This window comes from Streptomyces sp. NPDC002209 (assembly GCF_042890265.1).
In the GTDB taxonomy this organism is placed as follows: Bacteria; Actinomycetota; Actinomycetes; order Streptomycetales; family Streptomycetaceae; genus Streptomyces.
Map to the genome: position 1 here is coordinate 73,567 of NZ_JBIARX010000021.1, position 23,869 is coordinate 97,435.

Consider the following 23,869-nt stretch of genomic DNA (forward strand, 5'->3'; position numbering starts at 1 on the left):
GCGGGCACCTGGCCGCCGCCGGCCCGGACACCCGTGGACCGGCGCGCGCGGGTGGGGGTTCCGACGTCGTGTTCGGGCCGGTTGGGTGCCGGTCCGGTCCGTACGGTCATGGTGGCTGGCCGCCTCAGGGAGGAGTCCGTCGGCTATGCCGTGCTGGCATAGCCACAGCAAAAGCCGTTCCACCACTGACTTGGACAGCCGAGCCACGGATTCGTTGGGTCAGTTGGGAGCGGTGGCGTGGGTGCGGAAGATGAGGATCCGGTCGGGGGTGGTGTGGCCGCGCCAGGTTCTCTGATGGGGGGTGGTGAAATCGGTGCTGGGGCTGGTGGCGGGGGTGTAGGTGTGGGGGAGGGCGAGCTGGGCCTCGGCGTTGATGCTCTCGGGCTGCGGGGTTGGGGCGAAGAGGTACAGGGAGGTGCTGGTGCTGTCGGTGGCCAGGTGGGGACCTGGGGAGGGGCAGAGGGCCGCGTTCTCGATTTCGGCGGGGGTGGTCAGCGGGGTCTGGAAGGTGGCTTGCAGCCGTATCAGGCTGGCGGGGGTAAGGGTGCTGCTGGTCGGCTTGCCGTCCTGAGCGGGCTCAGTGGGCTTGTCCTCGGGGCGGATTCCGCCGGCGATCAGCAGGGTCAGCAGGACGGGTACGGCCTTTCGGGCCAGCGCTTGCGTGGCGCCCTTGAGACGGTGGGCGTCGGACAGGGGCATGGCCAGGGCGAGGCTGCCGGTCTCGTTGCCGGTATTGGCTCCCACGGCCGAGCACACGGTCCTGTTGGCGTATTCCCGCAGGTCGAAGACCGGCTGGTCGCAGCCGACGCGGTTGAGCGTGTCAGTGAGGATGCGGGGGTTGGTGATCGTGCGCCGGGTCAGGCGGGCAGTGCGGTGGCGCGAGAGGTGGTCCGCGCGCATGTCGTGACTGAGCTGGGTGAGCAGGCTCTTGCCGACCGCGCTGGCGTGCGCGGCGGCCCTGAAGTCGACCCACTCGTTGACTCCGGGGGTGACGGGCCCGTCGGCCTTGTACAGGACCTGTACCTCTCCGTCGGTGTAGCGGGCGAAGTAGACCGCGGCACCAACGGTGTCACGGGCCAGTGCGAGCGTCAGTTCCAGCTGCAGGCCCACACCGCCGGGGGAGGCGAGGCGGTCGAGAGCGGGGCCGGGGCCGTAGGTGTCCACGGCGAGAAGAACTGCGAACTCCTCCTCGCACAGCATCGCCAGCACCGGCGCCAGCGCGCTTTCCGCCAGCTCGGCCTCACTGGCGATCTGCGCGCTGCGCACGCCGACCCGGTGCTTCTCCAGAACGCCCACGACAGCACGGGCGGTACGGGCGCGGCGCAGGGCTTCGCTTTCCCCTGCAAGGGTGACGGCCTGCTGCGCCGCGTCCGCGATCTTCGGATGGCGCAGGCCCAGGACCGTCCAGTCGGGCATGGGCGGTGCGGTGGGTGCAGGCGGGGCGGCCTCTGCCGTACGTGGGCGCGGCCTGCCTCCCGCGCTCCCGGCGGGGGCCGGCCCCAGGGCGAGGATGACGGTGGGCGACAGGCCCTTCTCGGCGGTCCCGCGGGCCTCGACCTCCTCGAGCAGCCGGTGCATCACCGGCTGCGGCACCGCGAACCGCTCGGCCACGCCCGGCAGCGAGAACTGGCCCTCCGGCACGGCCCGGACCGGCGGCACCTGGTGGCCGGGTTGGCCTCCGGCAGCACGGGGCCGGCGCAAGTTCGGGTACACGGCCGCGTACAGGCGACGGAAGCTGCGGATGTGGAACACTCCGCCACGGGTGAGCTGTGCCGCCCGCACGTCCCCGAACTCGCCGCAGCGCACCAGCGAACGGGGCAGGGACATGGATGTGTCCACGCCGGCGAGCAGCGCCAGGGGCACCCACGGCCCGGCCGAGCGTGCCTCCGCGTCGTGCAGGTCGACCAGCACCTGCCAGATGCCCGACGGCTGCCCGTGGCGGTGGAATCCCTCCAGCCTCGGGGTGATCTGCGCCAGTTCCCGCTCCAGATGCCTGCTGTGCTGCTCGGTACTGTTTCGGGCGCGCTGCTGGCGCCGGGGATCGGTGTCGTAGAGCGCTACAGCCCTCTCCCGCCACATCAGCGCCGACCTTTGCCGCAACTCACCGAGCTCGAACAGGAGCATCGACCTCACGTGCTGGACACCGCGCCCGTACAACGCGGCGATCCTCTCCACCCGCCGGTCCCGGGCCCCCGGCCCGCTCCACACCTCGTCGCTATGGACGTACACCTCCACCAGCTCACGGATGAGCTCATCGACCCGCAAGCAGCGCTCCGCCACCGCAGGGACGTTGTCCAAAGCGCGGTCCAATTCGTCGACCCCTGCCCCGAACAGGTCGGCCAGCACGTCAAGAAACCCGGCCCTCTGCGCCGGCACCACGCCCTGCTGCTCGAACCTGCGGTAGGCCTTGACCGACATCCCCATAGCCTCGGCTGTTTTCGCCGCGGTCAGCGCCGCAGCCCGGCGCAGATCCGCCACCTCCCACACCAGACGCCGCTCGGCACGCATGAGACGCGAAGGCGCAACGCCCAGCGCCCGCGCGAGATCCGCGACACGCCTGGGGTCCGGCACCGTGCGCCCGTTCTCATACGCCACGATCTGCGCCTTGGTGGCACCGACCTTGCGGGCCAGTTCAGAGGCGGTCAACCCCCTCTTGCCAGCAGGGCCGGGGAAGGCCCACCGTAGTTCCTGCAGCGCCCTAGGATCGAAGTCGGTGAGCCCCCGCGCCAACGCCCCATCGTCCCCTTCAAAGTTCCGGGGACTCATTTAGAGGCCCCGTGGCTGCACTTACCGAGTGAACCGCGCTCTCAGGCAGTGCGCTCCCAACTGCAACAATGTAAATTTAGAGGCCGAGTCGCTGGTCTGGGGATCTGAAATCCGGAAACCTGGTGACAGACGAGCCCCATGTGGTAGCGCAATCGGCGTACGCGGCCCGGCCGTGGACAACGACGCGGTGCACACGCATGAAGCCCCACACCCCCAGTGGTTTTGCAGGCCGACGAGGGTGCAGGGCCAGCGGAGGCATTCCGCGGCTCAAGAAGGGCCCCCTGTGTCACCAGGGGGCCTTTCGTCTACTGCAGGACGCTGTCGAGCAGTCGACGCACCAGGACCACCAGGCCCTGGACCGCCAGCCAGCCGAACACGGCCTTGACGATCTTCCAGATCCGCTTCTTCGCCCCGCCGTCTTCCGGCGGGTCGTTGTGCATTCCGCACCTCCTCATCTCGGTACCGGGTCGATCGACCCGCCGCCGTGAATAGGCCGACCGGGTTACGGTTACCTTGAGAGAAGGCGATTCCGATGCTACCGGGTCCCGCGTGCGATGCCGTGCTTCTCCGACACCTCTTGGCGGCCCGTTACGGCACCTTTAGCCAAGCTCGAAAGGCGCCAACAGAACGGCCAGGAAGCCCGGATGGCCCTGACGTGCAGGTTTGTCGCCGGCAAGGTGAACCGGGCCGAGGTAGTGCGCCCGGCGCTCACCAGAACATCTCCCGGAGCGAATGCCGGCGTACGTACAGAAGTCGAACATGGCATATGCCGAACACGGAAACACTCGATCAGGTGAATTGATGTTCGCGAGTTCACGCATGTCCGCCAGGAGCCTGTCCAGCCGGTGGCCGCCGCGACCGCACACCGTGCGCAGCGCCGCCCGCCCCGCTTCACCCCGCATCGCCGCTCGCCAGGTCCTCGAGCACCTGCGTGCCGACGTAGCGACGACGAAGGCCGCGGCCGAGGGCAGGCCAGCCCGCACGTAGGGACACCGGCTCGCACCCAGCGCCGCTGGAGACCGTGGGGCCGGAGTGATCGTTTCCGCGGTGAATCCAGCCGTCCGCATGGGTGAGTTGGCTGCTCGCGCCCTGTCGCAGACCACGAGGGCCGCGCTAGACCCACTCATGTGATCAAGAACCTGCTGTGGCGCGGCCTGCCCGCGCTCGCCCTCGCTGCCCTTCCTGTGCTCACCACCGCACCCGCCTCCCACGCACTGGACCTCCGCCCGGCCACGGCCGCCACGGTCGTCCCGGCTTCTGCTGTACCCGGCGCTGTGGGTGTGCGGGTGCCGTTGTCGCTGTTCGATGCGATCGACCAGCTTTCGGTCGCGGAGGAGCACCGGGAGGGCTACAAGCGCGACCTCTACAAGCACTGGAACAAGGGCCTGATCGCCTCCGACGGATGCGACACCCGCAAGGAAGTCATCTTGTCCGAAGCGCTCGAGGCTCCCCAGGTTGCGGCCGGCTGCAAGCTGACGGGCGGGGTGTGGCGCAGTGCGTACGACGACGTGGTCGTCACCGACGCCGCCCGCCTCGACGTTGATCATTTTGTTCCGCTCGCTGAGGTCTACGACTCCGAGCAGACGCCGTGGGACGCGGCGCGGCGTGAGGCGTACGCGAACGACCAAGCTTCCCCGGACACGCTGATCGCGGTCTCCGCAGCCTCGAACCGGAGCAAGGCGGACAAGGATCCGGCGGAGTGGCTGCCGACGGACGGCTCCTACCACTGCACCTACGCCGCCACCTGGGTCGGGACGAAGCTCCGCTGGAACCTGGCTGTCGATGAGGCCGAGCGGCAGGCCCTGCTCGGGATCGCGGAGGACTGCCCGACCACCACGGTTGTCTACGAACCCGCGTCCTGAGGGCAGGCAGGCCGCCGATCGCAGAAGGAAGGACACAGGCATGGAAATCGGAGACGCCCTCGCCGGCGACGTTCTCGCTGTCGATCTGGGCAAGTTCCGGGTGGCGACGTACCAGTCCCTCTCCGGGCTCAGTCTGGCAAGCGACGTTTGTCGGGTCTCGGCAGGCGCTGCCTGAGGGGAGCCTCCTGGCCGGGAAGGTGCCGTCCGCCAAGCCGGGTGAGCTCACGTTGACGCGCGGGCTGGATCAGAGCCGCCTTTACCGACTGGGTGAAGAACACGCATGCCGAAGCCATGTCAGCACGCTTCTGGACCACGATGACATCAACGCGGTGAACCGGTGGCTGCCTCGACCTGCGGGGCCCCAACGCCCTCATCCCCGCCCTGGCACAGGCCCTCGATCTACGACCCGAACAGTCCCCCGATGAGCTGCGCCCCAGCCAGTTCGGCGTCCAGCTCATCAACGCCCCCTGCCAGCAACTGCTGCGCCCCAAGGGGGACGGCGACACCACGATGCCTTGGAGCACCTCATGACTGACACCGACCTGATCGTGCCGGTCCGCGTCCACGCCCTGGTGGTCAACAATGCGGTCAACCCCACACCCTCCACGCCGAGGGAAGACGCCTTTCGGCAGTGGCAGCCCGATTTCGAGAACCTGATCGAACGCAAGCAGAGTGCCGAACCCTACCGGCCCGGCACCATGCCCCTGATCTACCCCGGCCAACGAGAGTTCAAGGGCGTGCACGTGCAGTGGCAGCTGCCCGAGGCCCTGACCGACGGCTACTTCGAGGAGGCCACCGGCACCAGCCGCTTCCCGCTCGTGCCCAACCGGTGGCTGGTCGTGCGCTACGCCGGTCCCCCCGGACAGCGCACCGCGGCCGGCTGGGTCGTCTACAGCGACTACCTCGACTCCGACGATCCGCAGGGTCGCGGCATGGGGACGTCCCGCTACATCAACCCGCGCGCCTCCACGCCGGAAATGGACTGGATCGGGCGTGTTCACGACCTGAGCGATGGCCCGTGGGACGAACCCGACGCCCGGGAACTGTTCCTGACGGCCATCGGCCCCGGCGTGCCCGCATTCGCCTTCTTCCAGCCCTACCACCAGGGCGTGTTCTCTCTGCGGGACAGCCTGCTGGATCTCTACGACCCCGGCAATTCAGGTGACTACGACGGTCTGCCTGAACTGGCGACAGTCAGCTATCAGGTGCTGGGCTGGTACAGCGATCCCCTGCGCGACTTCCTCCTCCAGGCCCCCTCCATCCCCGGACTCATCCCTCCCGACGCCGAACCCGGGCTGGCCGGGCTGCTCGCGGCGGTCGGCTGGAAGCCGCCACAGAACGACTCCGGCCAGGACGAACTGCCTCCGACGCTCTGCCGGACCGTCTATGCAGGCACGGCGTTCGCCATCGCGTGGGACCACGACGGGCCTCGTCCCGACGATGACAAGCCCACCGCCTCGAGGGTCGAGGTGTCTCTGGGTCACTCGGCGGCCGAGGACCTTGCCGCCCGGACCGCACACCAGGCCGGCGACGGGCGCACCGCGGACCTGATGACCGCCTTGTTCCAGGGCACCCTTGAGCGGATCGACAAGCCCGGCGCGGGCAACGCACTGGACCACGACCTGCACGCCTCGGGGTTCTCCGGTCACGACGGCGGCCACCTGTGGCAGATCGTCCCCCGCCCCTGCGACACCGGCGAGATCCCGCCTCCGGTACCCCCGCCCCCTGCCTGGCTGACCGAGCTCAACCAGACCCAGGCCGACTACGACACCGTCACACAGCAACTCACCCACGCCCGCGGCCGGGCCTGGACCCTGCGATGGCTCATCGACCTGCCCAGCGACACCCTCGGCACCCGCGACAACGGCCGCCGCCCGCCCAACTTCGAGCAGGACGCACAAGCCGAATACCTCCGCCTGGCCACCGGCATCAGCACCCTCGCCCAGCAAGCCGCAGGGCTGCTCACCGGCATTCCGGGAGGCAGCTCCGAGAGCGATGAGGACGTCCAGCGCGAAGCCGACCAGTACGCAGCCGCCCGGGGCCTGCCGTCCCATCTGCAACTGCAGCGCGCGGTCCGTGGCAACTACTTCGCCCCCGGCGACCCGGTCGTCATGCTGCGGGGCGCCGGCAGCCGTGATGCCCTCACCCGCGACCCCGAGAATCCACTGCCGCTGCGGCTCCCGTCCCGCCTGGTCACCCAGGTCATCATCGACGGCACACCGCACGACCCCCCCGCCGTCGCCCCCGCCCCAAAATATCTGGATAGCCTGCCCAGCCACATCCAAGCCGCCGCCGACTTGCTGCTGCGCGAATTCGCCCTGCTCGACCAGGCCGCGCTCATCCGGCTGGACCCGGCGCGCACCGCTCTGGACGTGATCGCCGGCGATCCCGGCGCCCGCACCGGCCCGTGGCCCGAATACACCCGCAGCTGGCGACAGCCCTGGCAGCCGGTATTCCTGTCCTGGAGCCTTCAATACGTCCGCACCCCCTACCGCACCGAGCCCGGCCGCCCCCCACACTGGACACTCAATCCCACAACATTCACCCACCAATGGGACGGCGACGGCGCCGAGGCAGGCGACGGGGAGGGAAACCTCCGATGGCACATCCACAACGCCCGTACCTACCTCGCCCCCACCACCCAGTCCGTCCTGCGATCGCAACTCGCCCGATACCTGGCGACCTTCCCGCACCTGCCCGCCGACGAGCTCTGTGCCCTGCGTACCCAGCTGCTGAACGCCGACCTGCTGTCCCAGACCCTGGACGGCTTCAACTCGTGGCTGCTGCAGCACGACCCGACCGCCAACCTCGGACCAGACCCCGCCACAGCGGCGATCACCGGGCTCCAGGACACCTCAGCCGTGCCGCACCAGGCCAACTTCCAGCCCGTCCGAGCCGGCCACCTCTTCTTCTGCGAACTTGAAATCATCGACCGCTTCGGCAGGAGCCTGCCCGTCATCGACACCAGCAACAACCAACAGCGTGTACTGCACCGCACCCCCTCGGTCGTGCCAGACCATCCCGCCAGCGGCAAACTCACCGACCTCCAACGCTTCGCCCAGCTGCCGCCCCGCCTGCTGCAGCCCACCAGGCTCGGCTTCACCGCACAACCACCCAGCACCGCCACCGCGAACACGCCCGGCCAGCCTCCGCCCGTGCTGGGCTGGCTGCTCCCCAACCACATCGACACATCACTGCTCGTCCACGCACCCGACGGCCAGGGACTCGGCAGCCTGCACGTGACCCAAACCGGGTCCGGACAGGCCCCCACCTGGACAGCACTGCCCTCCTCCCCCCACCCCGACCTGGACGCCCGGGACTTCGAAGCCGCCCACCCCGGCCTCGTCCCCCTCCTACGCCATCTGCGTGATCAGACCGCCACCGTCTTCGCAGCCTTCCTCACCACGCTCGACCAGAGCCTGGCCACCATCCCCGACCCGGGAGCGCACTCCGACCGGGCCCTGGCAGGCCTCGCCGGCCGGCCGATCGCCGTTATCGGCGCAGAACTGCGCCTGGAGCTGCAAGGCCCTCCCCTGACCGACCCCAGCTGGAACACCGCGATCACCCCGCCCCGCGACAACTACCTCGACGGCGCCTGGCCCATCCGCCTCGGCGACCCCAACGAACCCTCCGAAGGCCTTATCGGCTACTACGCCAGCTCCACAGGACCCGACACCCCCGCCGACTACACAGCGTTCCACGCCATGCAGCCCGCCGACGACGGCGGCACCTACCTCCAGCCCATCGGCACCGGCGAACACCTCGCCCTGCCCCCCCGCCCACTCCAGGACCCCGACAATCCGCCCATCACCCACCACGTCACCCTGCTCGCCGACCCCCACGCCCCGATCCACGCCCTCACCGGCATCCTGCCCGTCCAAACGCTTCGTCTGAATCCTGATGCCGTCGGCCGCTCCCTGACCGACCTTCGCATGGCCCATCAGGCCATCTCCGGCAACCTTCCGCACCTCGGGGGAACCTCAGAGGGCGGTTCGTGAGCCTTTGAGTGCTGCTGTCGTCGCCTGATGGTGTGGTACGGGCGGAATCCGCTGGTCCGCGGCCGGTGGTCTGTTGGGGTGGCGGGGTGAGTGAACGGAAGCCGCACTCAAGCGACTTATCGGATGGGCAGTGGTCGTTGATCGAGCCTGTGATCACGGCATGGAAGGACCGGCATTGCTCGGTCAGCGGCCACCAGGGTGCCTATGCGAGCGGGAGATCGTGAACGCGATCCTCTACCAGAGCCGGACGGGCTGGGCGTGGGGGACGTCGCCTGGTTCCGCGCCGGGGCCGGCCATGGCTGCCGGGTGAGCTGGCCGGGCAGTGGCCGGCGGGGCCGGGAACATTCGGGCATGGTTGACCGTTCAATTTATCTGTGTGGGTGTGGGCGAAGGGGCTGATGTTCCCGGGCCCGACCAATCGCCTGCGGGGAAGGTCGTTCGGCTGAAGCCCCGCAGCGCCCTCCGCCGCGAGGCGACCAGCCCTTTCCCGCCCCCACACCTCCTATGCGCCCTGGCTGGCCCTCCCCCGGCTGGCCCGGGCCGCGCCCCGACTGGCCCTTCCCCCCCCGGGCCGGTCGGGGTCTCTTGCCGTGTCAGGGGCGTGATGGTCACACCGGTGGAACCTGGCCGGGCGGTAGCCGTCCGGCCAGGCGGACGCGCAGGGCGGGGGTGTCCTCGATCGCGGTGACCTTGAAGTCGACGACCGAACCGGTTGCGCTGTGCCGGTACGGGGCGGAGTGGACGGCGACCAAGCTCCGCTGGGGCCTGGCGGCGGACGGGGCGGAGCGGGAGCGGCTGCTGGACATTGCCGCCGGGTGCGGCGGCACGGAGGTGGAGTTCACCCCGGCTCCGTAGCCGATGTGGTGCGCGAGGGGCCGCTGCCCGGATGGGGTGGCGGCCCTCGCCCACCGCGATGGGGAGTGGCGGGCGCAGTGCCGGCGGCGCTGTGCTGGGTTATCGCCGTCCGAAGTGTTTCTGCCAGCTGGTTCGGCAGTCGATGGGGTGTTGCAGGGCGGGGTCGAGGAGGTAGATCCCGTCGTGGAACTCCTCGAACCCGACCGATTCCCACACCTTGGCGATCTTGGCCTGGGCGGCCTTGTAGCCGGCCTCGTCACCGTCGTAGTCCCCGTCGGTGGGTGCCGGCTCGCAGGCGACGGCGCAGCATCCGGCGGCCAGGCGGCGGATCGCTTCGGCGGCGGCGAGGGCACCGATTCCGTACCCGCGCCACTTTGGTTCGATCCTCACCCGGTCCATGATCAGGAGGTCCCCGGCCGGCACGTCGATCCGCTCCTCGAACGCGGGTGACCAGTGCAGGCCGGGCGTCATCGCGTCGGCGGGGTCGGTGCACACCGAGACGATCTTCTCGATGTCGCCGGTGTGGGCGTCGGCTGCTTCCCAGGCGGGGTCCTGGGTGTAGTCGCGGATCCGGACGAACTCCATCTCACCCAGCGGCGTCCCACCCTCGAAACGGCACAGACCGCCATCCGACGGGCACTGCGGACAGCCGTCCTCGGGGTGGTAGCGCAGGATGGCGACCGACCACACCTCCAGCGTGTCCTCGAACTCGAACGGCAGGGCCGGGTGTTCGAAGGTGTAGCGCAAGATGATGTCGCAGCCGTCGAAGGGGAGCGCGCGCACCGCCTGCCGGGGGATGTAGTCCATGGCCACACGGTAGAGGCGGCCCGCGGCGCCAGGGACCGCGATCGGTCAGCCCGCGGCATCGCAACGGCCCGGCCGCACCGATGCCGGGCTCGGCGGCGGCCTGCTGCCAGAAACCACGGGGTGGACGGCGGACGAGGTCCAGCCCGGGCGCCGTGCTGATGGCCTGGCTCGGCCGGTTCGGTGCCGGCGGCCGCGCTCTGTATGACCCGCGCCCCGGCGAGCGGAACCGCTGGGGCTGGTCCGGTGACACACCTTGACCCCGGGTACGGCGACGGGCCGCATCAGTCGGTATCGGCCTCGGGGTGCTATCGCTTTTTGGCTGCGCCCTTGGGTGTGATCAGGCGGGAGCCGTTCCAGTCCTTGCCGGCGTTGATGGATTTCGTCTGGGACAGTCCGGCGGTGGTGGATGCTTCGCCGATCTCGTTGGGCTCGACGTAGCCGTCCCTTCCGCTCTTGGGGGTGAGCAGGAGGATCGAGCCGCCTTCCGCCATGTATGCGATGGCGTCGACCAGTGCGTCGGTGAGGTCGCCGTCGTCTTCGCGGAACCACAGGAGTACGGCGTCGGCGACGTCGTCGTAGTCCTCGTCGACCAGCTCTGTGCCGGTTGCCGCTTCGATCGCCTCGCGGAGTTCTTGGTCGACGTCTTCGTTGTATCCGATCTCCTGGACGGTCTGGTCGGGCTGGAAGCCGAGCCTGACGGCCAGGTTCGTCTCTGCGTGATCCGCTGTCGCTGACATCGATGACCCCTCTGCATCCGGAAGTGAGCACACCCGTAGTGCTCGCATCTGTATCCAAGCAGATACGCATGGTGACTATGGGGTGGATGGTCCATGTGGGCTTCTCCGGACCGTGGAGCAAGCCTGTGGGCACCTGACGGAGCGCATGAAGGACGCCTGTGGGTGTGGTGAGGACCCGCCCGCGTTGCCGGGCCTGCGAGCGGGCGCCGGCGCGGCCCGGATGCGGGGCCGCGCCGCCCGTGAGCACGATCGCGGTTTTCAGTCCCGCCCCTCCCGTGGGTCCGCCGCCGAGGGACGACGGAAGTCGGCGGGGCTGCTAGGTGTGGAGGTGGTCGCCTTCGGTGCGGTTGGCCCGTTCGGGGTAGTTGCAGGTCAGCAGGGTGAGGTCCCAGTGCAGGCCGGCGGGGCAGTCGAAGCGGTAGGCGATGTTGTTGGAGCATTCCCAGAACTTCGTGAAGTCGGCGTCTCCGTAGTACTGGCTGCCACCGGGGCATTCCTTGGTGACGGGCTGTGGTTCGTCGGCGGCCATCGCCTGCGGCGTGGCCGCTCCGGCCAGGATCAGGCCGGCGATGGTGGCGGCCATGCTGAGTTTCTTCATCGGTTTTCCCCTCCGTTGATCGGATGACGCGTTGATCAACGCCAGCCAAAGGGGCAAGGGCACGCGGCCGCCAGACCTCTTCCAGCCGACAGGCGAGGATCCCGCGACGCCTGGGGCCCGAGGAAGTCGCCCACCTCGGTCAGCCCACGCACGCGGCTGCGCCGGGGCCAGGACCCCCTTCGCGTCCGGTGTCGGGGCTGGGGCCGGTGCCTGCGCCGGGACCTTTGGAACAGAGTGCGCGCTCATACCCGGCCGCACGCCAAGCCGGACGAGCCGGAGCGCGGGCCGCGGCAGGGGCGGCGGGCGGCGATTCGATCCACCAGACCGGTCGCCCCTGCGGGCCGCGGTCGGCCGCCACCCGTTCGGATCTTGCCGCCCGGCTACGTCCCGCGATACCGGCCTGCCCCGGGCGGTGTGCGGGCCGGCAGTGCGCGGTGGCCGGCGACGGGCCGCAGGGTGTGCGTGGTGCGGTGAAATGACGCTGTGTGACCGTCATGCTGGGTGTGTGATCTCTTCTGAGCAACTGACGCAGCCGGCCGTCCGTTTCTTCATCACCGCGCTCCACGGCCAGAACAGGCGGGCCATGGCCGGGGCTGTGTCCCGCGGCTTCTCCTACATGGCTTCCAGCGTTCACCCGAAACTCGTCGAGCGCGAAGACTCAGGCGACATCGACAAGTTCTGGGATACGTCCCCGCTCCTCGCGGTCACGGGCCAGAGCTCCGACGGCCTGGCCCTGACCGGGCTCGCGCACTGGTATCACGGCCCGGTCGAGGCGCGCTGGGAGTTCACGGTGAGCGAGCGCGTGGTGGAAGGGCTGCGCATCACCACCGAGGTGGAGCTGACGAGCGCGGATGTCAGGGAGGCGCAGGCCGAGCTGAAGAGGCTGGCCGAGCAGGGCGAGGCGGCTGAATACGCGACGGTCAGAGATCGTGCCGGGCACACCCACCTGCCCGGTACGGTGCGCCGCATGGCCCTGGGGGGAACCTATTTCCTGCACCGGTGGGGGCCGGGCGCGGCAGGCGGTATCGACTGGATCAACACGGGCGTGAAGCTGCCGGATGCGCACGTGTACCGGTCGCTGCGCTCTCCGGAGTCGGGAGAGGACACCTGCAAGAGCACCGGCAGCAAGGTCACCTCCCATCTGGAACTGACGGTGGGCTGGAGTGAGGACTCGTACCAGAAGGCGAGCGTGTCCTTCCACGCCAAGCCGTACTTCTGGGAATCGGTGGCGTATCTGGAGGAACGGTTCAACCTGGTCGAGGAGGTCAAGCCGCGGATCACGGGCACTTTGACGCTGACCGGCCCCGACGGCGTAGTGGTCAGCAGCGAGAAGATCACGGTGAAGGGCACCAGGCCGGTCTACCCGCTGTCCTTCAGCCGCGAGTTCGCTCTCGCCCACCTTCCCGCCGGCAGCTACACCCTCGCGTTCGCCAAGGCTCTCAAGACCGGCGGCTACCGGACCCGGGTGGACGGCCGGGAGACGGGACGGACCCGGGTCAGGCTGAAGGACCACGTCCTCACCTTCACCGTCGGCGCCTGACCCCTGACAAGGACCGCGCGTCCCCCAGCGCACCGGGGAGCCTTGCCGGTTTCCCCGTGTGACTCGTGAGCGTGGCCGCGGCTTCCTCCCCGGCCGGCCGCGCTCACGCGCGTTTCACCCTCAGCGGTGAGCAGCGCAGCGTCGGCCTGTTCGCCGTCACCCGCGAGCACGTTGCACACCTGGGCAGACGTGCGTCACCGCACGCGCTCTACCGGCTGGATTTCCGGCGCAGCGCTTCGAGGACTGGGCGGAGCGGCCGCTTGCTGGCCGGGCGTGGTTGGTGGGGCCGGCTGGGGGCTGCCGGGGTGGTGGCGGGGTGGCTGGAAAAGCGATCTTGTGGGTGCGGGCGGGCGGTGGGGATCATGTCGCGGCCGTTGCTGTGTGGGCAGCCGGCAGGGAGGAGTGGCTGTGGTCGCCGATGGTGTTCAGGTGGACAAGCCCGAGTTGACGATTGCGTCTTTGGGGCATGCCGGGCATGGGAAGACCACGATGGCCGGTGCGTTGGTCAGGATCCTGGCGAAGCCGGGAGACGGTCAGGCGCAGGCCGGGGAGACGGTTTCGGGCAGTGGCATCCACCGCTTCGAGTACGAGACGTCCCGGCGCCGGTACAGGCACCTCGACTGCCCCGCCGCCGATGTCCCTGACCTGCTGAAGACCCACTCTTTGGACGGTGCGGTCCTGGTCATGTCCGCGATGGACAGCGTCATGCCCCAGACCCGCGAACACGTGAGCATGGCCCGTGCGGCAGACGTACCGCTCTTCGCCTTCCTCAACAAATGCGAGCAGGTCGATGATCCGGAACTGCTGGATCTGGTCGAGATGGAGCTCCGTGAGCTGCTGAACCGCGCCGGCTACGACGGCGACAACGGGCTTGTGGTGCGCGGCTCCGCCCAGGCGGCCATGCTGGGTGACGGCTTCTGGACGGGTGCCTTCCACCGCCTGGCCGACGCGCTGGACGAGAGCCTTCCCCAGGGGCGGCAGCGGACGACGATTCCCCCGCGGGCCCGTCTGGTGGCCAAGCACAGCGGCAAGGTCCTTGACGTCGCCGGCGGCCCGGGCACGGCCGACAACGGTGCGAGCGTTCATCAGTGGGAGTGGAAGGGCGGTGACAACCAGAAGTGGGGCATCGAGCCGGCGGGTGAGGGCTACTACCGTCTGGTGGCCAAGCACAGCGGCAAGGTTCTCGACGTCGCCGGCGGCCCGGGCACGGCCGATAACGGTGCGAGCGTTCATCAGTGGGAGTGGAAGGGCGGTGACAACCAGAAGTGGGGCATCGAGCCGGCGGGTGAGGGCTACTACCGTCTGGTGGCCAAGCACAGCGGCAAGGTTCTCGACGTCGCCGGCGGCCCGGGCACGGCCGACAACGGTGCGAGCGTTCATCAGTGGGAGTGGAAGGGCGGTGACAACCAGAAGTGGCGACTGGACCCCATCCAGGACAGCGACTGGTAAGCCCTGCCCAGCCCACAGCGACACGCTGCCGGGGCACCTGCTGAACAGTGAGAGCAACCGTCAGCGAGCCGTCCACATCACCGGCACGCCCTGACAGACCGCACACGGTGCTGCTCAGCCGGCCCGGCGGCCAGACGGGCGGGAGCCGTTCGATCGGGTTGGGCGCAGCTAAGACTGGCCGGGTGTCCGTGAAGTCCCGCGCAGGATCATGACCGCTGACGGACCGAAGGCCCAGTAGCCGTCCGGTCCGGCGACGCCGAGTCGTAGTGCCGGGCACTCGGAGGGACGTCCCCGCCTGTGTCTGAGCCGTCCATGACACATGACGGTTTCTGGGAACCGGATAGCGGGGCCGCGCCACGGTCGCGGACCTGGCCGTGGCGAAGGCGTCTGACCTGATTGGCAATACCCGAGGCCGCCACTCCCGCCTCGGGTAACGCGGGGTGATCGCCTACAAGGCAACGTTCGAAACAACATCAACTAGGCTGTAGCCAGCCGGATTTATGGCCGCACCGGGCGGGCAGGCACCGGGCGAACCCATCTCGTGGAGGAGCACCCATGTCGGAAGCACTCAAGAACCTCAACAACATTCGCACGCTCCGTGCTGAGTCACGCGAATGCTCCTTGGAAACGCTGGAGGAGATACTGGAGAAGCTGGAGGCCGTCGTGAATGAGCGCCGAGAGGAGGACGCCCAAACGGAGGCCGAGATCACCCGGCGGGGCACGCTTAGCGCCTGAGCTGTTCATTACATGTGTGAGGTACCGAGTCGTCGTGTGGGCTGGAGGTGCTGGTTCAGGCGGCTTTGGCGAGGGTGGAGGGGCTGAGCTTCTTCTTCTGGGTGATGCGCCGGGTCATCAAGGTGATGGCGGCTCAGGTGATGAGGGCTTCGGAGTGTTGGACCAGCCGTTCGTAGTCTCTTGCGTGGCGGCGGGCGTGCATGAGCCAGGCCAGTGTGCGCTCGACGACCCAGCGGCGGGGCAGGACGACGAATACGGTGGCGTCCTTGGGCCGGCTGACCGTCTTGATCGTGAGTCGCAGGTGTTGCTTGGCCCAGGTGACGAGCTGGCCGGCGTATGCGGAGTCGGCCCAGACGATGGTGATTTCGGGGTGCATGAGGCGGAGGCGGAAGAGGACTTCCTTGGCGGCGTCGCGGTCGGTCATGTCGGCGGGGGTGACGATGACCCGCAGCGGGAGGCCGCGGGTGTCGACGACGATGTGGCGTTTGCGGCCGTTGATTGTCTTCGCCGCGTCGTAGCCGCGTGAGGCTGCGCCGACGGTCTCGGCGGCTTTGACGCTCTGGGAGTCGATCACGGTGGCCACCGCTCTGGGGCCTTTGCCCATGTCGCGGCGGATGCGTCCGCGCAGGTGCTCGCGGATCTGGCCGACGACGCCGGCCGCGGTCCAGCGGGCCATGAAGCCCCAGACTGTGCGCCAGGGCGGGTAGTCGGCTGGGAGGGCTCTCCACTTGCAGCCCGTGTCGACGACATAGCGAATGGCATCGACGATCTCCCGTCTGGGGTGTTTCTCCGGGGCTCCGCCTGCCTCGGTTTCGCAGGCCGGGACGGGGAGGAGGGGTTCGATCAGGGCCCATTCGGCGTCGGCTTGTTCGTGCACTTCCGGGCGATCCAGGGGAACAGCTTCAAGACCCTGAACGAGGGCCGGGCGGTCGCCTTCGTCGCTGTCCAGGGGCAGAAGGGCTGCAGGCCGACGAGGTTCAGCCGGAGTAGGAACCCCGCCCAGGCGCTCTCGCCCGGACCCGCCTGCTGGGACCGGCATGAGCCGGCCCAGCAGACAGGCACCGCCGCGGGCCTACACGCTCGTACGGTGCGCTCGGGCGCGGGGTGTCCTGCGCCGGAGGCGGCTCGTGGGGTGGTCAGGCGTGGTAGATGGCGTAGAGGCGGCCGTTGTGGGTGGTGAGGGAGGGCGCGGCGAGGGGGTTGCAGGTCCAGGGTCCGCGTGTGAGGGGTATGGGCTCCCACTTCCACCCCCACTCGTCGGAGTACTCGCGCCAGGTCAGGCAGGCGCGGCCGATGGTGTCCCTGAAGGCCATCCATGCGTAGTTGGGCCGGTGGGCGTGTGGTGGGTTTTCATGAGGTCGAGGCTCGAGCCGCTCCAGCCCTCTTTGCCCCTGACCAAGCTCATGAGCGTGCTGGTCTCCTGCGGTAGGTGACGTTGATCATGCCGTGGGTGAAGTTCAGAGCGGGGGAGCTGTGGGCGGGGAAGCTGGAGGTGGTGCCGATGGCGCGGATGGCAGGGCTGGCCCGGTACGGGATGGGGTCGAAGGCTCCGACGCTGCGGGAGTTGGAGGAGACGCGGAAGACCGCGGCGCTGCTGGCGACGGTGCGGCATCTGGAGTCGGCGAGCGTGGACGACGCCCTGGACCTCCTCGACGTCCTGATGGCCTCGCGCCTGCTCGCGCGGGCGGACCGGGTCGGCAAGGAGGAGAAGCTCAAGGCGTTGCCGAAGCTGAAGCGGCCGGCCGGGTCGCGAAGGCGATCGGGGTGCTGCTGGAGACCGCCCCCACCGGCACCGGGGAGCTGGTGTCGGTGGTGGACGCGTGGGCGGCGATCGAGAAGGCCGTCCCCCGCGAGAAGCTCGCCGAGGACCTGGCCGTCATCGCCGAGGTCATCCCGGACGAGGAGGGTGACGAGGACGCGGAGTGGCGGGCCGCGCTCGCCACCCGCTACGGCACAGGGCGCGGTTTCAGACGGGAGGTGTCCAAAACGCCGCCCATCACTGACTGTAATCATCCTTGTTCGCTAAGTAATGGAAATGGAAGGATAGAGGTGCTCTTTTCGGAGCAAACACCCCCCTCTCGACGGGATCGTTGATGGCCACTAAGTCCGCTGTTTCACAAGAAGAGCGAGTGCAACGGCTGCGTGCGCAGCTGAAAGGCGAAGTCCCGGCCGGGCGTGCGGCGCGGGCCCGGCCTTCGCGCGGGGCACGAGTGCTGTACGCAGCGATGCTGCACGCGGCGGCGCGGCTGGATGCGGGCGGGGAGCTGACCGAGCTGGAGGCGTCCCTGGTCGGCACGATGACGCAGGTGCTCCCGGAGGAGGAGGCGCGCGAGCTGGGCCGGGTCTATGAGGAGGAGACGTCGGCTCCTGGTGCGCCGCAGCTGTTCCCCGACAGCCTCACCCGGCGTCCTGTCACCAAGGGGTACACCTCCGAAGACCTGATGGCGGACTTGGCCGCTTTCCAGGACGAGATCGCCGCGCAGCCGAATGTGAACATCATCGACCTCGACGCTCCTGAGGGCGGGGAGGGGGACTCCGACGCGTTCGTTCAGGCCATGAGCGATTACGGGTACGGGGCGACGCTGGTGACCGCGTCAGGCCACCAGGACGCATGGGAGTCACGCTCCCTCATCCCCTTCCGGCTGGTGCCCTCGAAGATGTACTGCGTCAACGAGGACAACCACGAGATCAGCGGGTCGGACGAGATCTACTGGGCGCTGGCCGCCGGAGCCGACGGGGGCGAGAAGAAGTCGAGCGTCACCCGCACGTACGGAGACGTCGACCGGGGTGAGACGCACATCCTCGACATGGACCACATCCTGTACGACGGTCCGGTCGACAAGGTGCTCGCGTGCAATATCGAGTGCTGGGAGGCGGACGAGGGGGTGTCGGACCAGCTCGTCCCCAGCCTCACGGGCATCTCCAACCGTCTCAAAGGGCTCGCTGACGACCTGGGCAACCTGCCGGGCAAGGGCAACCAGTACACGTCCATGTACATGGCCGGCGCCTCCGCGATCGCCGACTTGATCGCCAGCATCATCGGGTGGCTCGCGGACGACTTCGTAGCCGAGCGAACCATCGAATTCGACCGCGCCGCGATGGCGGCGCTCGAGGCCGCTCCCGGCCGGGAGATGTCCCTCGACTTCACACAGCAGGGCGGGAAGATCAGGCAGCGCCTGACGCTGCGCGCGGGCCCCCCGCTGCCCGCGCCCAAGATCTCCAACGGGTGGCCCGGACTGCGCGGCACCGCCTTCACCACGGACATCGGAGCCGCCTGCCCCAGGCCCGGCCACTCCTCAGACCTGTACCTGTTCAAGGGCGACTCCTACGTCCGCTACGCCCTCAACGCCGAGCGGATCACCAGCGGGCCCGCCACCATCTCCAACGGGTGGCCCGGACTGCGCGGCACCCCCTTCACCACTGGTATCGACGCCGCCTGCCTGCGCCCCGGCAGCAGCACGGAGCTGTACCTCTTCAAAGGCGACTCCTACGTCCGCTACGACACCGCGGGCGAGCGGATCGTCCACAGGAACACCATCGCCGCAGGGTGGCCAGGACTGAGCGCCAGCACCTTCAAAAACGGGATCCACGCCGCCGCCAACGTGCTGCCCGGCCGCAGCGACGTGTGGCTCTTCAGGGGCAACATGTATCTCCGCTACGACATCGCCACCGAGCGCATCACCAGCGGACCCCACTTGATCTCCCACGGCTTCGCCGGCCTGAAGAGCACCCCGTTCGAAGCGGGAATCGACGCAGGCGCCAGCGTGGTACCCGGCAACGCCCATGCCGTCTGGCTGTTCAAGGGCGACGCCTACTACAGGTACCCCGTCTGGTAGGCAACGCCCCATGGCCCGGACGGCTGCCCGCACGCCAGGAGCCGTCCGGCGCCCTTACCTCCAGCTCGGCGTGGGCGCCCGCATCCCGCGCGGCGCTGGCCATCTCCAGCTTGAGGAGGTGGTGGACCTCCGACTCGCCTTGGCGGGCGATCTCGCAGTCCCGGGCGTGCGGGGCATGGGCAGGCTGTGCGCAGCTGACCGGCGGTTGGCGGTGTACTTCCGGCGCCCCGGCGGGCCGAGACCTGCCGGGGCGCCGGGGTACCCGGCGGACGGCGGCCTGGTCCGGGGTCGGTTTCCTGGTCTGCCTTCGTGGCGGCGTCGGGTTCCCGGGCGTGCACCCGGACCGGGTGGCCGCGTTGGCGCGCTGTGTCGGGAGGCTGGTGTTCTCGGTGGGGATGGCGGGGGCTGTTTCAAGCCCGCCCTGTGCTGACCGTCTGTAAATGGACTGTCTCGCTGGGTGATGGGGTGGGGAGGATCAAGGGTGCGTGGCGTGTCGCGCTTCGCTTCCTCTCTGGATGGGATTTGCCCATGTCGTCAGAGTTCGTGGTTTCCCGTGTCGACCGTCTGGACCGGTTGCGCGCGCACTTGCGTGGGGAGCCGGTGTCGAAGAAGTTCGAGGGGCTGACACGGTCGTCGCGGGGGGCGAATCTGCTCCTGGGGATCCTGCTGCACGGCGCGGCCCGCGTGCAGGCAGGTGTGGAGCCCACCGACCTGGAGGCGCGTCTGCTCGGCTCGGTGGCGGGGCTCCTCGGTGAGGAGGAGCTGCGTGATTTCGGGCGTGTGTACGTGGAGGAGACGGCCGGCCGCGCCGGGGTGTTCCCTGACAGTCTCGCGGCCCGGTCCATCGATACCGGCTACACCGCCCAGGATCTGGCCGCCGATCTGCCGGCGGTGGGCGAGGAGGTCGCGGGGCAGGCGAACGTGAACGTGATCGACGTGGACGTCCCGGCCCCGGACCCGCGTGGGCCGCAGGCCGAGGCGTACGCGCGGGCGGTGGGCGCCTACGGCTACGGCGCCACGGTGATGACCTCGGCCACGGCCGAGAACCAGGTCGACGTGGCCGCTGCCCCGGTGATGACCAAGGTGTGGCTGGACCGCCTCTACATGTATGTGGGGTCCGACGAGTTCGGCTCCGAGGAGATCTACGCCGCCACCGCCGCAGCGGCGGACGGCGGCACCCGCCAGTGGATGCGCAGCCACACCGTCGAGGGCGTCAACACCGGCGAGAGCCATCCCTTCGGCCCGAACACGGTGATCTATCACGGGACCGCCGAGCGGGGCGTGATCTTCAACGTCCAGTGCTGGGAGGAGGACCACGGCCAGGCGACGCAGCTGCTGGCCACGTTGGAGTCGATCTCGAAGACGGCGTGGGAGCTGGCCGATGCCCTGCCCGAGGGCAAGTTCAGTGCCGGCGCGAGTGAGATCCTCGCCTTCGCCTCGGGAATCGCCAACCTCATCAAGCTCTTCGTGTCGTTCTTCGCCGACGACCTGATCGAGCAGCGCGTCTTCGCGTTCGACCGTGCCGCGCTCAACGCCATCGCGGCCAAGCCCTTCCACGAAGACGACCACCTCTTCAACGGCGGCGGGTTCCTCGGCAACGGAACCATCTACCTGGCCATCCGCACGCGCGTCGGGAAACTCCCTCGCATCGGTCTGCGCGCCCACAACGCGAGCGGCTGGCACAGCCCGTCCCAGCCTGGCGGGGTCAGCCATCACGCGCCTGCCCTCGCCAGCTTCGGCAACCACCTTTACAGCGCCCACGCCGGCATCGACAAGCAGGTGTACATCACCCGCTTCGACGGCACGTCCTGGAGCGGCCACACGGTGGTGCCCTCCCCGGGCATCCTCTCCGCCCCGGCGCTGGCCGTCCACGCGGGCCGCCTCTACCTGGCCCACCGTGACCTCGACAACCGGGTGATCGTCACCTCCACCGCCAACGGCATCACCTGGACGGCCTCCGTCGTACTGCGCGGGACGACCACCAACGGCCCGGCTCTGGCCACATCGGACGGGCACCTGTACTGCGTGGTCCGCGGCGCCCAGGACCTCAAGTCGTACTTCGCCCTCATGGAGAGCAACAACACCTGGAGGGCATTCGAGCAGCACAATGCAGGTGGCTCGTACTTCGCGACGAACATGCTGTCCCACGGCAACGGAATGCACATGACCCGCACCGCCGGCAACGGCCAGGTCTACATCAAGTCCCACAACAACTACGCATGGTCCGTCGAGACCAGCGTGGGCCAGACCTCCGCGGGCGCACCCGCCCTGGCCCTCTACGCGAGCCTCCTGCACTGCGTCATCCCGGGCACAGACGAGAACCTGTGGATGAACCGCCAGACCGCCAATGGCTGGGACGCCTTCCAGCAGATCCCCGGCACGGCCAACACCGTCACCGCGGCCGGTACCGCCACCCACAACGGCACCCTGTACGTCGCCTACGCCACCGCCACACCCGGACTCTGACCACCAGCGTCCCACGGCCACACCGCTTCCGGCGTCGCCGTGGGACGCCACCCGGTCCACCCGCACGAAACCCCTCAGCCCTCGCCATTCAGCTGCGCGCCGGCGACCGACCGACGGACCGATGCCTGGTCCCGGTGGACTGCTGCGCCGAGCACGGGGCGCGGTCGGGCACCGCCAGGCGTACGGCCGCGTCGTCGTCCTCTATCCCTCCCCGCTTGTGGCGCGTCTGGCGGATTCGGCTGGTTTCCAGTGGATCGCCCGTACCGTCGCCTGCGAGCCGGCCGCACCGCCACCGGCCGCACCCGCCACCGACGAGGCCCGGGACGGGGTACGGATCCCGGCGGGGCGGATACCGGTGGACGTGCCGCCGCCCACCGAACTGCGCGTCGGGGACCAGATCCTTGCCGGCGGCCGACTGGTCGCCATCACCGATCTCCGCTACCGCCACGGCGGCACCCGCACCATGATCCTCGCGGGCGGCCGCCTCGCCGTCGCACAGCGCACGGTGCGCGTCTATCGCCCCGCACCGGCTGAGCCGGGTGGTGCTGCGCCGGGTCAGGGAGCGGCTGGCCGCCGGGACGTATCCGCGGATGTGGTGGGGGCCTCCACGCATGTGGAGGGGCGTGGCGTGAGTTCGCGCCATCGAAGCCTGGGCCCGGTGAGGGCGTGCCGCTGGCGAGACCGGTACCGGGGGGTGTACAGACGTGAGCCCCACCAGCTGTCGGCTGGCGGGGCCGTGTCTCAGGTGGGGGGTGCCCCGTGTCCGCTATTCGTTTTCGATGACGATGCTTTCGTGGTCGCGGCGGCCGTGGTGGTCGTGGTGCTGGATGTCGGCGTCGAGCCTGCCGAAGCCGTGGTCGAAGTCGTCGTCAACCCCGATGACGGCGTCGTCGCCCCCGAAAACGTCATGGTGATGGATGGGGTGGTGGAAGTCGTCTTCGTCGATGAACGTGTCTTCACTCGACTGGAGATTCAACTTCTTCTCGTTGAAGACGAGGGTGTTGGACTCGGTGCCCCTCTGGACGAACACGTCGTTCGCCTTGATGTCGTCATCGTTGGCGGAGGCCAGGGGGGTGCTGTTGAGCGGGGTGGCTGCCTGGGCCGGCGCGGCGATGCTTCCCATGAGGGCTGCCGCTGCACCTACCTCTCCGCCGTTCTCCTGGTCGGCCTGGTCCTCAACGCCACCCTGGGCTGGTCGTGGGCCGACCCCATCGCCGCCCTCGTCATCGCCGCCGTCGCGGTCAAGGAAGGCCGCGACGCCTGGCAGGGCAAGGGCTGCTGCGCGCCGCCCGCTGCCGTTGCGACCACACCGGTGGCTGAGGCCAGCGCTTGCGGTTGCCGTCCCGGGTGCGACTGCTGCAACTGATGGGCGGCTCCGGTGCTGCGGTGTGGATCTAGGCTTGCCTCATACCTGGTCAGGCGGTGAGAGGGTCCTCAGCATGTCGGAAGACGGGCAGGAGGAGCTGGCCGAGGCGCAGCGTGAGCACTGGCAGCAGACCTACGGCGAGTATCCCGGGATGTACGGTGAGGAGCCGTCCGTGCCGGCGGTCCATGCCGCTGCGGTGTTCCGGGCCTCCGGTGCACACGAGGTGCTGGAGCTGGGCGCCGGGCATGGTCGTGATGCCCTGTATTTCGCCCGTGAGGGGTTCTCCGTGCTGGCCACCGACTTCAGCCCGGTGGGGCTGGAGCAGCTGCGTGAGGCTGCCGCCGCGCAAGAGGTCGCCGAGCGGGTCACTACGGCGATTCACGATGTGCGCGAGCCGCTTCCGATCGCTGACGCCTCGGTGGACGCGGTCTTCGCGCACATGCTGCTGTGCATGGCTCTGTCCACCAGGGAGATCCACGCCCTGGTCGCGGAAGTCCGCCGCGTGCTGAGACCGGGCGGCGCCTTCGTCTACACCGTCCGCCACACCGGAGACGCGCACTACCTGGCCGGTACCGGACACGGGGATGACATCTGGGAGCACGGCGGCTTCGCCGTCCACTTCTTCCCCCGCGGCCTGGTCGATGCCCTGGCCGAGGACTGGAGCCTTGTGGAGGTCCACGCCTTTGAGGAGGGCGGTCTCCCGCGCAGGCTGTGGCGCGTCACCCAGACCGTGCCAGCGTGAACAAGATGCCGAGCGCGAGGTGCTGTCGCATCTCTGAAGCCAAACCCCTCGCTCCCAGCCTTGAGTAAGGCGCCTCCTGAGGATCCGGTCAGATGGAGGCCGAGGCGGATTC

17 protein-coding genes and 4 pseudogenes are annotated in these 23,869 nt (G+C 69.1%); 13 read left to right on the forward strand and 8 right to left on the reverse strand.

Translation table 11 applies throughout. The features are described from left to right. Positions 1-219: 219 nt before the first annotated feature. Both ACFYXK_RS29410 and ACFYXK_RS29415 read right to left on the reverse strand, forming a co-directional pair. Positions 220-2,646, reverse strand: a complete 2,427-nt coding sequence (locus ACFYXK_RS29410) for a helix-turn-helix domain-containing protein (protein ID WP_389413861.1) — start codon at positions 2,644-2,646, stop codon at positions 220-222. Between the two features lie 425 nt (positions 2,647-3,071). Next, positions 3,072-3,206 carry a hypothetical protein gene (locus ACFYXK_RS29415; protein WP_389413862.1) on the reverse strand — a complete coding sequence of 45 codons (135 nt, stop codon included), beginning with the start codon at positions 3,204-3,206 and terminating at the stop codon, positions 3,072-3,074. Between the two features lie 687 nt (positions 3,207-3,893). On the opposite strand from ACFYXK_RS29415, the gene ACFYXK_RS29420 reads away from it, so the two are divergent. From ACFYXK_RS29420 to ACFYXK_RS29435, 4 genes and pseudogenes are all read left to right on the forward strand, one after another. Continuing rightward, positions 3,894-4,628 carry an HNH endonuclease family protein gene (locus ACFYXK_RS29420; RefSeq protein ID WP_389413863.1) on the forward strand — a complete coding sequence of 245 codons (735 nt, stop codon included), beginning with the start codon at positions 3,894-3,896 and terminating at the stop codon, positions 4,626-4,628. A gap of 527 nt (positions 4,629-5,155) precedes the next feature. Beyond that, positions 5,156-8,626 (forward strand): hypothetical protein, encoded by a 3,471-nt coding sequence (locus ACFYXK_RS29425; RefSeq protein WP_389413864.1) that lies wholly within the window; start codon positions 5,156-5,158, stop codon positions 8,624-8,626. A gap of 86 nt (positions 8,627-8,712) precedes the next feature. Further along, positions 8,713-8,912, forward strand: a pseudogene (locus ACFYXK_RS29430) (transposase); the annotation flags it as partial. A gap of 404 nt (positions 8,913-9,316) precedes the next feature. Further along, on the forward strand, positions 9,317-9,481 hold the full coding sequence (locus ACFYXK_RS29435; RefSeq protein WP_389413865.1) for a hypothetical protein: 165 nt from the start codon (positions 9,317-9,319) through the stop codon (positions 9,479-9,481). 99 nt (positions 9,482-9,580) lie between these two features. Here ACFYXK_RS29435 and ACFYXK_RS29440 read toward each other — a convergent pair whose 3' ends face one another. From ACFYXK_RS29440 to ACFYXK_RS29450, 3 genes are all read right to left on the reverse strand, one after another. Further along, positions 9,581-10,288 carry a hypothetical protein gene (locus tag ACFYXK_RS29440; protein WP_389413866.1) on the reverse strand — a complete coding sequence of 236 codons (708 nt, stop codon included), beginning with the start codon at positions 10,286-10,288 and terminating at the stop codon, positions 9,581-9,583. 305 nt (positions 10,289-10,593) lie between these two features. After that, the gene (locus ACFYXK_RS29445) at positions 10,594-11,025 is read right to left on the reverse strand and encodes a DUF3052 domain-containing protein (protein ID WP_389413867.1); all 432 of its coding nucleotides are present in this window, start codon (positions 11,023-11,025) and stop codon (positions 10,594-10,596) included. A 316-nt stretch (positions 11,026-11,341) separates the two neighbouring features. Further along, the gene (locus ACFYXK_RS29450) at positions 11,342-11,623 is read right to left on the reverse strand and encodes a carbohydrate-binding module family 14 protein (protein WP_389413868.1); all 282 of its coding nucleotides are present in this window, start codon (positions 11,621-11,623) and stop codon (positions 11,342-11,344) included. Between the two features lie 505 nt (positions 11,624-12,128). Between ACFYXK_RS29450 and ACFYXK_RS29455 the strand changes: the two genes are divergently transcribed. The 3 genes from ACFYXK_RS29455 (at position 12,129) to ACFYXK_RS29465 (ending at position 15,347) form a co-directional block, all read left to right on the forward strand. Then, positions 12,129-13,163, forward strand: a complete 1,035-nt coding sequence (locus ACFYXK_RS29455) for a hypothetical protein (RefSeq protein ID WP_389413869.1) — start codon at positions 12,129-12,131, stop codon at positions 13,161-13,163. Between the two features lie 408 nt (positions 13,164-13,571). Then, positions 13,572-14,612 carry an RICIN domain-containing protein gene (locus tag ACFYXK_RS29460; RefSeq protein ID WP_389413870.1) on the forward strand — a complete coding sequence of 347 codons (1,041 nt, stop codon included), beginning with the start codon at positions 13,572-13,574 and terminating at the stop codon, positions 14,610-14,612. Positions 14,613-15,167: 555 nt separating this feature from the next. Beyond that, the gene (locus ACFYXK_RS29465; protein ID WP_389413871.1) at positions 15,168-15,347 is read left to right on the forward strand and encodes a hypothetical protein; all 180 of its coding nucleotides are present in this window, start codon (positions 15,168-15,170) and stop codon (positions 15,345-15,347) included. A gap of 136 nt (positions 15,348-15,483) precedes the next feature. Here ACFYXK_RS29465 and ACFYXK_RS29470 read toward each other — a convergent pair. After that, positions 15,484-16,239 (reverse strand): annotated as a pseudogene (locus ACFYXK_RS29470) (IS5 family transposase); the annotation flags it as partial. Here ACFYXK_RS29470 and ACFYXK_RS29475 point away from each other — a divergent pair. Beyond that, positions 16,204-16,337 (forward strand): annotated as a pseudogene (locus ACFYXK_RS29475) (cold-shock protein); the annotation flags it as partial. The pseudogenes ACFYXK_RS29470 and ACFYXK_RS29475 sit on opposite strands and share 36 nt — an antisense overlap. A gap of 146 nt (positions 16,338-16,483) precedes the next feature. Here ACFYXK_RS29475 and ACFYXK_RS29480 read toward each other — a convergent pair. Continuing rightward, the gene (locus tag ACFYXK_RS29480; RefSeq protein ID WP_389413872.1) at positions 16,484-16,660 is read right to left on the reverse strand and encodes a hypothetical protein; all 177 of its coding nucleotides are present in this window, start codon (positions 16,658-16,660) and stop codon (positions 16,484-16,486) included. 88 nt (positions 16,661-16,748) lie between these two features. Continuing rightward, positions 16,749-17,048 carry a hypothetical protein gene (locus ACFYXK_RS29485; protein WP_389413873.1) on the reverse strand — a complete coding sequence of 100 codons (300 nt, stop codon included), beginning with the start codon at positions 17,046-17,048 and terminating at the stop codon, positions 16,749-16,751. Between the two features lie 63 nt (positions 17,049-17,111). On the opposite strand from ACFYXK_RS29485, the gene ACFYXK_RS29490 reads away from it, so the two are divergent. From ACFYXK_RS29490 to ACFYXK_RS29510, 5 genes and pseudogenes are all read left to right on the forward strand, one after another. Next, positions 17,112-17,441 (forward strand): hypothetical protein, encoded by a 330-nt coding sequence (locus ACFYXK_RS29490; protein WP_389413874.1) that lies wholly within the window; start codon positions 17,112-17,114, stop codon positions 17,439-17,441. Positions 17,442-17,557: 116 nt separating this feature from the next. Then, positions 17,558-19,183 carry a hypothetical protein gene (locus ACFYXK_RS29495; protein ID WP_389413875.1) on the forward strand — a complete coding sequence of 542 codons (1,626 nt, stop codon included), beginning with the start codon at positions 17,558-17,560 and terminating at the stop codon, positions 19,181-19,183. A gap of 528 nt (positions 19,184-19,711) precedes the next feature. Then, positions 19,712-21,649 (forward strand): hypothetical protein, encoded by a 1,938-nt coding sequence (locus ACFYXK_RS29500; protein ID WP_389413876.1) that lies wholly within the window; start codon positions 19,712-19,714, stop codon positions 21,647-21,649. A 1,135-nt stretch (positions 21,650-22,784) separates the two neighbouring features. After that, positions 22,785-23,015 (forward strand): annotated as a pseudogene (locus ACFYXK_RS29505) (cation transporter); the annotation flags it as partial. A gap of 73 nt (positions 23,016-23,088) precedes the next feature. Further along, positions 23,089-23,757, forward strand: a complete 669-nt coding sequence (locus tag ACFYXK_RS29510; RefSeq protein ID WP_389413877.1) for a class I SAM-dependent methyltransferase — start codon at positions 23,089-23,091, stop codon at positions 23,755-23,757. Positions 23,758-23,869: the final 112 nt, after the last annotated feature.